The 13133-nt window shown below is 50.4% G+C and carries 12 protein-coding genes; 11 read left to right on the top strand and 1 reads right to left on the bottom strand.

All coding sequences use genetic code 11. The features are described from left to right. Positions 1-72: 72 nt before the first annotated feature. The 7 genes from mgtE (at position 73) to deoD (ending at position 8444) form a co-directional block, all read left to right on the top strand. The gene (gene mgtE / locus CLFS41_RS20640; protein WP_007863795.1) at positions 73-1422 is read left to right on the top strand and encodes a magnesium transporter; all 1350 of its coding nucleotides are present in this window, start codon (positions 73-75) and stop codon (positions 1420-1422) included. Between the two features lie 953 nt (positions 1423-2375). Then, positions 2376-3461, top strand: coding sequence for a BMP family ABC transporter substrate-binding protein (locus tag CLFS41_RS20630; RefSeq protein ID WP_007863802.1), 1086 nt, complete (start codon positions 2376-2378; stop codon positions 3459-3461). A 16-nt stretch (positions 3462-3477) separates the two neighbouring features. Next, positions 3478-4995, top strand: a complete 1518-nt coding sequence (locus tag CLFS41_RS20625; protein ID WP_045093328.1) for an ABC transporter ATP-binding protein — start codon at positions 3478-3480, stop codon at positions 4993-4995. After that, positions 4979-6010: an ABC transporter permease gene (locus tag CLFS41_RS20620; RefSeq protein WP_007863805.1), complete on the top strand. Its 1032-nt coding sequence runs from the start codon at positions 4979-4981 to the stop codon at positions 6008-6010. Before CLFS41_RS20625 ends, CLFS41_RS20620 begins: the two co-directional genes overlap by 17 nt. 3 nt (positions 6011-6013) lie before the next feature. Continuing rightward, positions 6014-6919, top strand: coding sequence for an ABC transporter permease (locus CLFS41_RS20615; RefSeq protein WP_045093327.1), 906 nt, complete (start codon positions 6014-6016; stop codon positions 6917-6919). Between the two features lie 50 nt (positions 6920-6969). Further along, positions 6970-7737: a GntR family transcriptional regulator gene (locus tag CLFS41_RS20610; protein WP_007863809.1), complete on the top strand. Its 768-nt coding sequence runs from the start codon at positions 6970-6972 to the stop codon at positions 7735-7737. A gap of 5 nt (positions 7738-7742) precedes the next feature. Further along, positions 7743-8444 carry a purine-nucleoside phosphorylase gene (gene deoD / locus CLFS41_RS20605; RefSeq protein ID WP_045093326.1) on the top strand — a complete coding sequence of 234 codons (702 nt, stop codon included), beginning with the start codon at positions 7743-7745 and terminating at the stop codon, positions 8442-8444. A gap of 5 nt (positions 8445-8449) precedes the next feature. On the opposite strand, the gene CLFS41_RS20600 is transcribed toward deoD, so the two are convergent. After that, positions 8450-8986, bottom strand: coding sequence for a DNA-deoxyinosine glycosylase (locus CLFS41_RS20600; protein WP_007863813.1), 537 nt, complete (start codon positions 8984-8986; stop codon positions 8450-8452). A gap of 283 nt (positions 8987-9269) precedes the next feature. On the opposite strand from CLFS41_RS20600, the gene CLFS41_RS20595 reads away from it, so the two are divergent. The 4 genes from CLFS41_RS20595 to CLFS41_RS20575 all read left to right on the top strand — a co-directional run bounded on the left by CLFS41_RS20595 (position 9270) and on the right by CLFS41_RS20575 (position 13110). Then, on the top strand, positions 9270-10157 hold the full coding sequence (locus tag CLFS41_RS20595) for a fructose bisphosphate aldolase (protein WP_007863814.1): 888 nt from the start codon (positions 9270-9272) through the stop codon (positions 10155-10157). Between the two features lie 263 nt (positions 10158-10420). Next, complete coding sequence (locus CLFS41_RS20585; RefSeq protein WP_045093443.1) at positions 10421-11455, top strand: transglutaminase domain-containing protein; 1035 nt, start codon at positions 10421-10423, stop codon at positions 11453-11455. Then, complete coding sequence (gene mobB, locus CLFS41_RS20580) at positions 11439-12545, top strand: molybdopterin-guanine dinucleotide biosynthesis protein B (protein WP_242856897.1); 1107 nt, start codon at positions 11439-11441, stop codon at positions 12543-12545. Before CLFS41_RS20585 ends, mobB begins: the two co-directional genes overlap by 17 nt. Before the next feature lie 157 nt (positions 12546-12702). Continuing rightward, on the top strand, positions 12703-13110 hold the full coding sequence (locus CLFS41_RS20575) for a GntR family transcriptional regulator (protein ID WP_007863833.1): 408 nt from the start codon (positions 12703-12705) through the stop codon (positions 13108-13110). The last annotated feature ends 23 nt before the right edge of the window (positions 13111-13133 follow it).

Raw genomic sequence — 13133 nt, 5'->3', positions numbered from 1 at the left:
CGGAAGGTTTCTGTAATTATGGCTATTTTGTGTGCTGCTTTCATGGATTGTACCGTTCATGAAAGGAATAAGATGCAGGAGAATTTTGACTTGAAAGAATTAATGGAGCTGTTGGATACCAGGCAGTTCCGCAGACTAAAAGAGATATTGTTGGAGATGAACGAGGTGGATATCGCCTCCTTCATAGAGGAACTGGATTCAGAGAAGACAGTGGTGGTGTTCCGCATGCTGTCAAAGGAAGTGGCCAGTGATGTGTTCGCCAACCTTCCTGTGGAGGACCAGGAGCATATCATCAACAGCATAACGGATTATGAGCTCAGCGCCATTGTCAACGACCTGTTTGTGGATGATGCGGTGGATATGCTGGAGGAGCTTCCTGCCAATGTGGTGAAGCGTGTGCTCCAGAACTCAACCGCCGGCACCAGACAGCTGATCAACCAGTTCCTCAAGTATCCGGAGAACAGCGCCGGAAGCATTATGACAGCCGAGTATGTGGGCCTTAAGAAGACCATGACCGTGGAACAGGCGTTTGCCTATATCCGCAAACATGGGGTGGATAAGGAGACCATCTATACCTGCTATGTGATGGATGCCAAGCGGAGGCTGGAAGGGGTGGTCACGGTAAAGGACCTGCTGATGCATCCCTATGAGGAGATCATCGGCAATATCATGGACACCCATGTGATCAAGGCGGTGACCACAGACGACCAGGAAGAGGTGGCCGAGAGCTTCCGCAAATATGACCTGTTAAGCCTTCCGGTTGTGGATCATGAGGAACGGCTGGTGGGGATCGTTACCGTGGATGACGTGGTGGACGTGATGGAGCAGGAGGCAACCGAAGACTTTGAGAAGATGGCTGCCATGATCCCCAGTGAGAAACCATACCTGAAGACAGGGGTATTTGTCCTGGCAAAGAACAGGCTGGCCTGGCTTTTGATCCTTATGGTGAGCAGCATGATCACGGGCGGCATACTGGCCAAGTACGAGGCGGCATTTGCAGTGCTTCCCCTGCTGGTGACCTTTATCCCCATGCTGACAGACACAGGCGGCAACGCGGGCAGCCAGAGCAGTACCATGATCATCCGCGGCATGGCGGTGGGGGAGATCGAGGCCAGGGACATATTCAAGGTATTGTGGAAGGAACTCAGGGTGGGCGTGATCGTGGGCGTTCTTTTGGGGCTGGTCAATTACATCCAGCTGGTCATCCGTTTCCCGGGAAGGGAAATGCTCTGCCTCACCGTGGTCTTAAGCCTTCTGGCCACCGTGGTGATCGCCAAGACCATCGGCTGTGTGCTGCCCATTGTGGCCCAGGCCGTGCATTTGGACCCGGCTATTATGGCGGCGCCCCTTATTACCACCATTGTGGATGCGGTGAGCCTTATCATTTATTTTCAACTGGCCTGCAGCCTGTTAAGCATATAAGTGCGCGCTGGGAAAATCAGCCGCAAAGATGGGCTGTCCTGAACAGTTACGAAAGGATTGCTGTGGATCAAGAAGAGACAAGAAAGAGAATGGAAGAGGGAAGGCATTCTGGGGAACGATATTGTGGAAGAGCATATGGTGGGGAATGACGGACATAGGTACCCGACTGTTGGGATAAATCGTATAAATATTCAGAATATTCACATGCTGGCAAACAATAAACTAATAAGAATGAAATTTAATGAAAAAAGTATTGACAAAACATGGGCGATTATGTATACTATAAATAACAAAAGAAACGAAATAAAAACAAGGAGGTACGGTCCGCCGGAAAGAGATTTTTCGTTTTCTATATAATTTTAAATTATATATGAAAACAGAGAATAAGAGATCTGCCTGATGAAATGTGAAAGGAAACCAGATACATGACCGGTTGATATTTTCATATACCAAGTAGATTATCAATGAACGGGAACATTTTAATGATATGACGAGAAAGTATCAGTAAAATGAAATTGATAATGAAAGGTGAAAATAAAAACAGTACATGTAAAGGGATGACTAAAACACAAAGTAAAGAGAGCAGAGAAACAAAAAACAGGTATCGAGAAAGAGAAATCTGAATCGGTACCTGTTTTTTTGTTGTGCCAAAACCAGTAAAACAGGAGTTGTCATCATGATTTAGAAGTGTCCAACAGATGTACCTGATACCGTGGCCAAATTATGTTATATGGCGGGTACTAGTATTGATTCATCCAGGAAATCCCAATAAGATTAAAATAGTGCACAAAATCCCCCCTCCGTTTTCGTGGAGTTTTAACGAAATGAAGGAAAACACAAAAAAATAGATTTACAAATCAATAAAGTAGTGATACATTTTAAATAACTTATTAAACAAGTTTAGAAACATATTTAAAGAGTGATAAAACAAGTCTAAAACGGAGGGGAATCAAATGAAAAAAACAATGAAAAAATGGGCAGTTCTTTTAGCAGCAGTCAGCATGGCAGGCAGCGCAATCATGGGATGCGGCGCATCCGCCACAGGAAGCGGAGCCCAGAGTAAAGAGGAGAAGTCCGGTAATGAATCAGGAAGCGCCGGTGCGGCGGAGGGAGCGATCCATGTGGGCATCATATTTACCGAGGCAGGCCTTGGGGGAAACTCCTTTAACGACCTGGCGCTGGAGGGAGTAAAGCAGGCAGCTGAGGACTTTGGCATTACATATGATGAAGTGGAGCCTAAATCCGTGTCGGATGAGGAGATCATCCAGGATGAGATGGCGGCATCAGGGGATTATGACCTGATCATCTGTGTGGGGGCGGAACAGGTGGACGCCCTGACCAATGTGGCCAATACATATCCGGAACAAAGGTTTGCCCTGTTGGACGCAACCTCGGATCTGTCCAATGTGGCATCCTATTCATGCAAGGAACAGGAAGGAGCTTTCCTGGCAGGCGCCCTGGCAGCCCTGGCAAAACAGGAGAAGATAGACGGTAAACTGGGGGACAGCAAGACCATTGGATTTATCGGCGGAGTGGACAATCCACTGATCAACCGCTTTGCGGCAGGCTACCAGGCGGGAGCCCAGTATATAGAGCCGGAGATGAAGGTGCTGATCGATTATGCGGGAGGTTTTAATGACCCCACCACGGCAAAGACCATTGCCAATACCTTTGTGGAAAAAGATGCGGATGTGATCTTCCATGCAGCGGGAGCTTCCGGAATGGGTATGTTCCAGGCAGCGGAGGAAAAGGGATTTGTGGCCATTGGAGTGAATCTGAACCAAAACGGCATTGCGCCTGACTATGTGATGGCAAGTATGCTTAAAAAGCTGGATTCCTGCGCTTACCATGCAATTGCCAGCGTTGTGGAGGGAACCTACACAGGGGAGAATCAGATGCTGGGATTAAGTGACGGCGGTGTGGATGTAACAGTGGAGCAGAGCAATATCCAGGTAACGGATCAGATACTTGAGCAGCTGGAAGAACTGAAACAAAAAGTGATAGCAGGAGAGATCCAGGTTCCCTCTGAGCTGAACTAAAAAACAGGAGGCAGGTATGGACGCAATCAAAATGGTTGGCATTGTAAAATGCTTTGGGCCGGTACGCGCCAATGACGGCATTGATTTTACGGTAAAACACCAGGAGATCCACTGTCTTCTGGGAGAAAACGGAACAGGGAAAAGTACTCTTATGAATATCCTGTTCGGGTTATATCATCCCGAGGCCGGGGAGATCTTTATCAATGAAAAAAAGGCATCCATTGCAAATCCCAATGATGCATATGCGCTGGGAATAGGAATGGTACATCAGCACTTTATGCTGGTAGGCCAGCTGACCGTGTTGGAAAACATCATCCTGGGAAAAGAGTCCGGCGGATTTTTCCTGAACCGCAGGGAGAGCCGTGCCAGGGTGGAAGAACTGGTGGAGCGGTTTGGGTTCAGGATCGACCTGGATGAGAAGGTGGTCAACCTATCCGTGGGTATGAAGCAGCGTGTGGAGATCCTTAAAACCCTGTACAGGGGGGCTGATATCATTATACTGGATGAGCCCACGGCCGTGCTCACGCCCCAGGAGGTGGAGGAGCTGTTTAAGATTCTCAGACAGCTGAAAAAGAGCGGAAAGACCATTGTATTCATCACCCACAAGCTCAATGAGACTATGTCCCTGTCCGACCGGATTACTGTTATACGCAAAGGAAAGGTAGTATTCTGCTGCAACACCCAGGACACCAATGAGAAGGAGCTGGCCACACAGATGGTGGGCAGACAGGTAGAATCCGTGGTTGCAAAGAAAGGGCAGCAGACAGGGGATGTGGTCCTGGAGTTAAAGGAAGTCCGGCTTCATGAGAGAGCGGAACACACCGTGAGCCTGACTGTCCGGGCAGGGGAGATCCTGGGAATAGCCGGGGTGGACGGAAACGGACAGCAGGAACTGGAGGAGATGATCGTGGGAAACCGGAAGGTGACGGAGGGGAGCATCCTGCTTGGCGGAAAGCCGATCCATACCCTGCCGGTAAAGGACAGGAAAGCCATGGGAATCGGATATATACCCTCCGACCGCCACAAGAATGCCATGGTATCCGGATTCTCCATTACGGAAAATTTTCTTCTGGGGTATCAGAATACACCGGAATACTGTAAAAAAGGGTTTATTGATTATGACAGGCTGAAGCAGGATGCCGGCAAACAGGTGGAGGCATTTGAGATCAAGGTTGCAGGCGTGGAACAGGAGATCGGGCAGCTTTCAGGAGGCAACCAGCAGAAGGTCATCCTTGGAAGGGAGATCAGCCACGATCCGGGGCTGGTGCTGGTAGCCCAGCCTGTGCGGGGACTGGATATCGGAGCCATTGAGCGTGTACATAAAACACTGCTTCAGCTAAAGGAGCAGGGAAAAGCCATCCTTCTGATTTCAGCCGAGCTGTCTGAGGTCATGAACTTAAGCGACCGTATCGCCGTGTTCTATGAGGGGGAGGCCAGCGCCCAGTTTACAAATGGGGAGTACACAAAAGAGGAGATCGGACTGTTTATGGCAGGAAAGAGACAGGAGGTAAATGTTCATGAAATGGATATGTAATAAGAAGACCGCAGAGGTCGGAAAATCCCTGGCAGCCATAGGAGTAGCCCTTATTATAGGCGCTCTGTTCATCCTTCTGGCAGGCGAATCCCCCATCAAAGCTTATTCATCCCTGATACAGGGCGCATTGGGTACGCCCCAGTCCATTGCCAACACCATCAGCAAGAGCATTCCGCTGGCGTTTACGGGACTGGCTGTGGCCATGGGTTCCCGGTGCGGCATGCTGAACATCGGCGCGGAAGGCCAGCTTCATGCGGGAGCCATGGCAAGCGTCATCACGGCCCTTACACTGAGCTTTCTTCCGGCTCCTGTGCTGCTGGTCGTCAGCATCCTGGCAGGTATCCTTGCCGGGATGGCGGTGGGCAGCGTGCCGGGGATATTCAAAGCCAGATTCAGTACCAATGAGGTCATTGTGGCCATTATGCTCAATTATATCTGCACCCTGTTCACCTCCTATCTGGTCAACGGTCCCTATAAGACAGAGGGGTCCACGGCCCAGACCGAGCTGATTGCAGAGGAGATCTGGTTTGGCAAGCTGCTGCCCAGGACTCAGCTGACCGTGGCGCTGTTCCTGCTTCTGTTTATAGCAGCCGCCATGTACATTTTCCTGTGGAAGACCTCGGTGGGATATCAGCTGCGGGCAGTGGGGGCCAACCCTTCAGCCGCCGGTACGGCCGGTATCCGGGTCAATCTGTTCCTGATCATGTCCATGACTCTCAGCGGCGGTATTGCAGCCCTGGCCGGAGTGACCGAAGTATTTGGAAAATATCACAGGTTTATAGAAGGTTTCTCGCCTTCCTTTGGATTTACGGGGATCGCAGTAGCCATTCTGGGCAGGAACCACCCCGCAGGCGTGCTTCTCACGGCCCTGCTCTTTGGGATCATGGACATGGGTTCTCTGCGCATGAGCAGGGAGACCATGGTCAGCACAAACATGGTAACTGTAATACAGAGCCTGGTGATCCTGTTGGTGGCAGCGCCGGAACTGATCAAATGGACCAGAAAGAGAGGATGACATATGGATATGATCAATAATTTTATCGGACTTACCCTGCAGCTGTCCGTTCCCATTGTCCTGGGAGCCCTGTGCGGCACCATTGCGGAGCGGGGAGGCATTATCCTGCTGGGTGTGGAAGGCATTATGCTCATAGGAGCTTTTGCCGGCGTGGCCGGTTCCTACGCCGCTGGTTCGGCTCTGGCGGGAGTGGCCCTGTCTCTTGTATTGGGCGGCGTGATCGGCTGGTTTTACGCACTTTTCTGCTTAAAATGGAAAGCGCACCAGTCTGTGGTGAGCGTAGGGATCAACCTGTTTGCCAGCGGGATCACAGCAGTTATGCTTAAGACGATCTGGCAGACGGAAGGCATGTCGGAATCCGTGGCATCCATCCCCAACCTGACTGTTCCGGGGCTTTCCAGGATTCCCGTCTTAGGGGCCCTGTTTAAGGAACAGTCCCCCTATCTCTATGGGATGTTCCTGATTGTGGGGGCTGTGTGGATCGTGTTTTATAAGACAAAATTCGGACTCAGGTACAGGGCCATGGGTGACCAGCCCTATGCGGTGCAGACCGCCGGGGTGCAGGTAAACCGTTACCGCTATATTGCCATGATCATAGCGGGAAGTATTGCCGGACTGGCAGGCTCCTATCTCTCCATTTCCCAGAACAACCTGTTTGTGGTGGACATGACAGCGGGCAGGGGATTCATGGGACTGGCGGCCAATATCTTTGGCGGATGGCAGCCTCTGGGCTCCATGGGAGCGGGCATGATATTTGCAGTTGCCCAGGCGGCCAGATTTTATCTCACGGATGTGGCCATCCCCTCCCAGTTCGTGCAGATGCTGCCCTATGCAGTGACCCTGATCGTGCTGCTGTTTGTGGGAAAACGGGTAAAAGGTCCGGAAGCACTTGGCAAATTGGTGGATTAGTCCTATACTAGAACTGACACCAAAGCGCATGAAAGGAGCACAAGAGACCTGTGAAGGATACCGTTATTAAAGAGAAGAATGTAAAGATACCGTTATATGTGACTGCATATGAGACCATCAGCCAGTGGCTGAAAGAGGGAAAATACAAAGCTGGAGACAAACTGCCCGGGGAGAATATCCTGGCGGAACAGCTTCAGGTCAGCAGAGGCACATTGCGGCAGGCTATGCTGCTCCTTCAGGAAGATGGATTGATCATTAATCATCAGGGAAAGGGAAATATTGTCCTTTCTAATCAGGATATGAGTAAAGGTGGGCTGGAAAAAGTCGGGAATCCAATTGTGGACTTCTGCATCCAGCCCGTGGACCGGGTGGTGACCTCCATCGGTTTCCAGCCGGCCACACAAAAGCACCAGCAGGTGCTGAAACTCCGGCCGTCCAGTGTGGTGGCTGTCATTGACATCACCTACTACTGCGGGGAGACGCCGGCCGGATTCGCCATGGTGTATATGCCCCATGAGATACTGGACAGCAGCGATGTGGATCTGGAGGATACGGATACCGTTTACCGGTACTATACGGAGCTTTTGTCCTCCAACGGACTGTACAGTGACACAAAGATCCGTCTGGGACAGGCGAGGGAACGTCTGGCCAATATACTTTGCATCCAGGAGGGAGATCCCCTCTTACTTCTGGAGGAGGTGCTCTATACGGAATACGACACACCGGTATTGTCCCAGAAGCTGTTTTTCGGCCCTGACCAGCATGAGCTGAGTATCAGGAGAAAGAATGACAGGAATACTATAAAAAAATTGGAGTAATAGACATGAAAACATTTCATAACGAAGCGGAGCCAGGACAGATCGGCAGCACGGTCCTGATGCCGGGAGATCCTTTGCGGGCAAAATACATTGCGCAGACCTATCTGACCGATGCAGTGTGTTATAACCGTGTCAGGGGAATGAACGGATATACTGGTTACTATAAAGGGAAAAAGATTTCAGTCCAGGGAAGCGGGATGGGGATCCCATCCATGGGCATCTATGCATATGAGCTCTACCAGAATTATGATGTGGATACCATTATCCGCATAGGCACGGCCGGTGCCATCCACAGGGATGTGGAGGTGGGGGATCTGATCTTTGCCATGGGGTGCTGCACCAATTCCAATTTCCCGGCCCAGTATCATCTGCCGGGCACATTTGCACCCATTGCTGATTTTAGTCTGCTGTCAGCCGCTGTCAGCCAGGCCCAAGGCAGCAGGATCCCCTTTCGGGTGGGCAATGTATTCAGCTCAGATGTATTTTATGAAGACCGGAAAGGGGAAAAGGGGGAATGGGAGAAAATGGGCGTACTGGTCCAGGAGATGGAGACCCTGTCCCTTTACTGTACGGCTGCCCGGGCCGGAAAGCGCGCCCTGGGCATGCTGACAGTGGGCAGCAGCATCCATACGGACAGGGCCCTGACCAATGGGGAACGTGAGAGAAACCTGGATGCCATGATCCAGTGTGCATTGGAGATCGCATAATAAGGTTACCTCCCGGCCTCCAGAAGGGGGAGCAGCACATCGCCCCAGTCCTTTTCCAGGCGGTCCAGTGTAAAAGCGGCATTGGCAGGACTGGTGGAGGGGCATTTGACAGCGTCCCTTCCCGTGTGTTGGCGGCAGTATTTTACATAGAGGCGGTGGGCTGTGCTGCCATTGGTGATGATCTCCCTTATGTCGGCGGCCTGTAAGATGCGCTCCAGATCCATGGGGGTGACATTACAGATGCTCTGGTCGCTGGAACCCTTGATGTCACAGGAGTGGATCACGTCCCAGAGGGCGATCCCGTGTCTCAGCAGGATGGACTTTTTTCCTTGATATTCAGGAGGAAATGTTTCCTTTAACAGCCGCCCCATCAGTTTCCAGAACCGGTTCTGGGGATGCCCGTAATAAAAATTTTGTTCCCTGGACTTAACGGAGGGGAAGCTGCCCAGGATCAGGATGCGTGAATTCCGGTCATATACAGGTTCCAGGGAATGGGAAACCCTGGTATAGCCAGGAAGCAGAAGGTCTTTGTTTTCATTCATTGTGTGGTTCTCCTTTTGTACTGCGGATAGATTTGGCAGAAATACGGCCTGACTTCATTGTACCATCATTTGAATATTTAGCAACTTCTGGAAACTCCTATTGACAATGGGGAGCGGATTTTACTATAATAATAGTATTCTCAGTGTGATTGTTTTCGATGTGTTGGGTCTGCGCCTATGCAGCCAGTATTGTTGGAAAAGAACCAGGAACAGGCGGGCGCAAGGTGTGTCTTCCTGTTCTTTTTAACTCATTGTATTTTCAACAAGAAAGAGAGGTAGCCTTATGAACCAGGAGCAGTTAAAACGTATGAGCGAGGGCAGGGGGTTTATTGCGGCATTGGACCAGAGCGGCGGCAGTACGCCAAAGGCCCTGAAGAATTATGGCATAGGCGAGGAGCAGTACAGCACGGACGAAGAAATGTTTAATCTGGTTCATGAGATGAGGACCAGGATCATTACCAGCCCGTCCTTTACATCAGATCACATCCTGGCCGCAATCCTGTTTGAGAACACCATGGAACGCAGGATCGAAGACAGGCTGACAGCCGATTACCTGTGGGAGGTTAAGGGTATCATTCCCATCCTGAAGGTTGACAAGGGGCTGGCAGAGGAGGAGGACGGGGTGCGCCTTATGAAACCTATTCCGGCTTTGGATGCGCTTTTGACCAGGGCAAAGGAGCATCATATCTTTGGCACCAAGATGCGTTCCGTGATCAAGAAAGCGGATCCGGCAGGTATTAAGAAGATCGTGGACCAACAGTTTGAGATCGGCCTGAAGATCGCAGCTGCCGGCCTGGTTCCCATACTGGAGCCTGAGATCGATATCTACAGCCCTGATAAGGCTGAGAGCGAGCGCATCATGAAGGAGGAAATCAAAACTCATCTGTCAGAACTTCCAGAGGGTACAAAACTGATGTTTAAGCTTTCCATCCCGAATAAACATGGTTTCTACAGCGATATCATGGAAGATCCCCATGTAGTCCGGGTAGTGGCCCTGTCCGGAGGTTATTCCAGGGAGGAGGCCAATGAACGCTTAAGCCGCAGCCCCGGATTGATCGCAAGTTTCTCCCGGGCATTGTCGGAAGGGCTTAGCGCCAAACAGACAGAAGGGGAGTTTGACCGCATGCTGGCGCAGTCCATTAAGGAAATCTATGAGGCGTCCATTACCTGATGGGAGATGGGAAAACACATGCGAAAGAATACACGAAGGAACATATGAGTGTCCCATATAATATTAACATATTGATACACACCCGTACGTTATACAGCATGGCTGGTTATGGCCATGCTGTTTTTTTGGATGGTGTTTTTTGGCAACCAGGAATACAAATAGCAGTTTATTTTTTCCTGACTTTATGTTAGCATATAAAAAGCCGGTTAAAAAAGCCGGACATGCAAATGAAGTTAAACGATAACAGATGTCAGGATAAGATTATGAGACAGGAATATTATTACCAGCACATGACAAAAGGAGAGCAGTCGGCGTACCGCTCCATGCTGGACGGCTTTGAGGCAATTGCCCCGGAATTTCCGGTACTGAACCTGGGCGGGCGTGAACTCTCCGACTTGTTTTTCAGGCTTCGTCTGGATCATCCCTCAATCTTTTATGTGGAGGGATTTAATTACCGGTATGCTGACAATTCCCAATATGTCCAGTTCATTCCCCAATACATGTTTGAGAAGAAAAAGATCAAGGAGATGAAACTTGCCCTGGAATCCAGAATCAACCGCCTGGTCCAGCAGGCCGGGGATCTGTCCCCAGAAGAGAAGGAGAAATACATCCACGACTTTATCTGCACCAATGTGACATATGATAAGCTGAAAAAGCAGTATTCCCATGAAATCATAGGCCCTCTTCAGCAGGGGGTAGGGGTCTGCGAAGGGATTGCAAAAACAGTGAAGATCCTTTGTGACAGGATGGGAATGGAATGTATCATTGCCATCAGCCAGGCTGATCCGGAACAGGGAATCCGTTACCGCCATGCCTGGAACCTGGTAAAGCTTAAGAATACGTGGTATCATCTGGATGCAACCTTTGACAATTCCCTGGGGCGTTATGGGCAGAAACGCTTTGACTACTATAACCTGGATGATAAGATGATGTTTAGGGACCATCAGCCGCTGGTTTATGGAATGCCTGCCTGCCCGGATGGATCCCGCTTCTATTATAAGGAAAACCGTCTGTCGCTGACCAAGGTGGAGGATGTGTCAGGCCGCATGAAGGCGGTGCTGCGGAAAAAACAGCCCTATTTTGTGTTTCACTGGAGAGGAGGGGCCCTGAACCGGGAGGTGCTGGAGCGGATTGTACGGACTGCATCTGAGGCTGCACGGGAAAAAGGGAAATACATCCGCCTGTCAGTTAATTACCGCCAGGCCGTGATGGAAATTGCAGTTCTGGAAAGCCAGCTTCAGGAAACCATATGCAGGGAAGAGGCCAATGAAGGGGAACTGGATGGCAGGGAGAAGTGAGGGAATGGACATGAGCTGGGGAGGCGTGATCCTGTCAGGAGGGCAGGGGAGCAGGATGGGGTATGCGGATAAAAGCAGCCTGATCCATGGAGAAAAGACTTTTTTAGATATAATTGGAAATGAACTTCATTCCCTGGGTGTCCCGTGTTATCTGTCCCGGGCTGCTTATAAAAGCGGAGAACCGGTGCAAGGTTTTACTGTGGTGGAGGATACGGTCCGGGGAAAGGATGGGGAATGGATTGGGCCCATGGGAGGAATCTGGTCCTGCCTTGAGCAGACAGCAGAACCATTCCTGTTTTTTGTGTCCTGTGACATGCCGCTGTTTCGGGGCAGGATGGCGGAATGCCTGTTAAAATACTGGAAACCGGGAGTGGATGCTGTTTTGTGGCGCACCAGGGACGGCAGGCTGCAGCCCATGTGCGCTCTGTATTCCAGAACCTGCCTGCGGGAACTGAGGACCCGGATCCATTCGCAGAATTATCGAATGATGGATTTTTTGGAGCACGTAAACTGCGTGGAGGCAAAGACCGCAAAAGAACATATCCCGGACACATGGTTTTTGAATGTAAACACCCCGGAGATTTACAAAGAACTGGGGAAGAAGCGACTTCCTGTCCTGGCTGTCAGCGGAAGGAAGGATGCGGGGAAGACATGGCTGCTGGAAAAACTGGTGGGGGTACTGTCCGGGGCAGGGGTACGCACCGCGGTCATCAAACATGACGGACACGAGTTTGAAGCCGATGTACCGGATACGGACAGCTTCCGCATGAAAAAGGCCGGGGCTTATGGGACCGTGGTATATTCCGGCAGCCGGTTTTCGCTGGTCAAGGATCAGCCGGGCATGGAAGCGGAGGATTTCTTTGCTTTTTTCCCGGAGGCGGATCTGATCCTGCTGGAAGGGCAGAAGTATTCTTCCTTTCCTAAGATCGAAGTATTGAGGGCGGCTGTGTCCTCTGAACCGGTGTGTGATCCGCGGACCGTGCTGGCTTACGTATCCGATGTGCCCCTTAAGCAGGGAAAGGTATTTCCTTTTGACTCCATTGATGAGATATTCGAAGTGATCATAAGATGGATGGACGGGAAGTGTTAAAACAATAGGGAAAACGGTAAAAGGAGGGGGGATTCCCTCCTTTTTCTGCTTGACGAATCCATGTTCCCTTGCTATAGTAATATTAACAAGTGTTGTTATAATGCTTGTAGAACAAATATAACTTTTATGTCAGTATAAGTCGAAAGATGGTGGATTTATGGTATTGAAGATTGATTTCAACAGTGATGAAGCAATCTATATACAGCTGCGCAACCAGATTATCATGGGCATTGCCACGGACATGATCCGGGAGGGGGACTCCCTTCCCTCTGTGCGACAGATGGCTGATTATATCGGCATCAACATGCATACAGTTAATAAGGCATACACTGTACTTAAGCAGGAAGGCTTTGTGAAGCTGGACCGCCGCAGAGGCGCAGTGGTGAGTCTGGATATTGATAAGATACAGGCCATCGGAGAGATGCGCAGGAACCTGGATGTTGTGCTTGCCTGGGGAATCTGTAAGAATATGACCAGGCAGGAAGTTCACCAGCTGGTAGATGAGATTTTTGATAAGTACACCCGCGGGTGTATGGAAGGAGAAGATGAGGCGGAAGAAAACTAAGGCGGTGACAGCGCGCCTTTGAT

This window comes from Clostridium sp. FS41 (assembly GCF_000954015.1).
GTDB lineage: Bacteria > Bacillota > Clostridia > Lachnospirales > Lachnospiraceae > Enterocloster > Enterocloster citroniae.
The sequence above is the reverse complement of the archived record's forward strand: the minus strand, read 5'-3'. Positions and strand labels throughout refer to the sequence as shown.

What these genes read in the sequence shown, in the direction of transcription:
- mgtE (WP_007863795.1), top strand. Translation starts at nt 73, where the DNA reads ATGCAGGAGAATTTTGACTTGAAAGAATTAATGGAGCTGTTGGATACC.
- CLFS41_RS20625 (WP_045093328.1), top strand. Translation starts at nt 3,478, where the DNA reads ATGGACGCAATCAAAATGGTTGGCATTGTAAAATGCTTTGGGCCGGTA.
- CLFS41_RS20585 (WP_045093443.1), top strand. Translation starts at nt 10,421, where the DNA reads ATGAGACAGGAATATTATTACCAGCACATGACAAAAGGAGAGCAGTCG.
- CLFS41_RS20630 (WP_007863802.1), top strand. Translation starts at nt 2,376, where the DNA reads ATGAAAAAAACAATGAAAAAATGGGCAGTTCTTTTAGCAGCAGTCAGC.
- deoD (WP_045093326.1), top strand. Translation starts at nt 7,743, where the DNA reads ATGAAAACATTTCATAACGAAGCGGAGCCAGGACAGATCGGCAGCACG.
- CLFS41_RS20575 (WP_007863833.1), top strand. Translation starts at nt 12,703, where the DNA reads ATGGTATTGAAGATTGATTTCAACAGTGATGAAGCAATCTATATACAG.
- CLFS41_RS20595 (WP_007863814.1), top strand. Translation starts at nt 9,270, where the DNA reads ATGAACCAGGAGCAGTTAAAACGTATGAGCGAGGGCAGGGGGTTTATT.
- mobB (WP_242856897.1), top strand. Translation starts at nt 11,439, where the DNA reads ATGGCAGGGAGAAGTGAGGGAATGGACATGAGCTGGGGAGGCGTGATC.
- CLFS41_RS20600 (WP_007863813.1), bottom strand. Translation starts at nt 8,986, where the DNA reads ATGAATGAAAACAAAGACCTTCTGCTTCCTGGCTATACCAGGGTTTCC.
- CLFS41_RS20615 (WP_045093327.1), top strand. Translation starts at nt 6,014, where the DNA reads ATGGATATGATCAATAATTTTATCGGACTTACCCTGCAGCTGTCCGTT.
- CLFS41_RS20620 (WP_007863805.1), top strand. Translation starts at nt 4,979, where the DNA reads ATGAAATGGATATGTAATAAGAAGACCGCAGAGGTCGGAAAATCCCTG.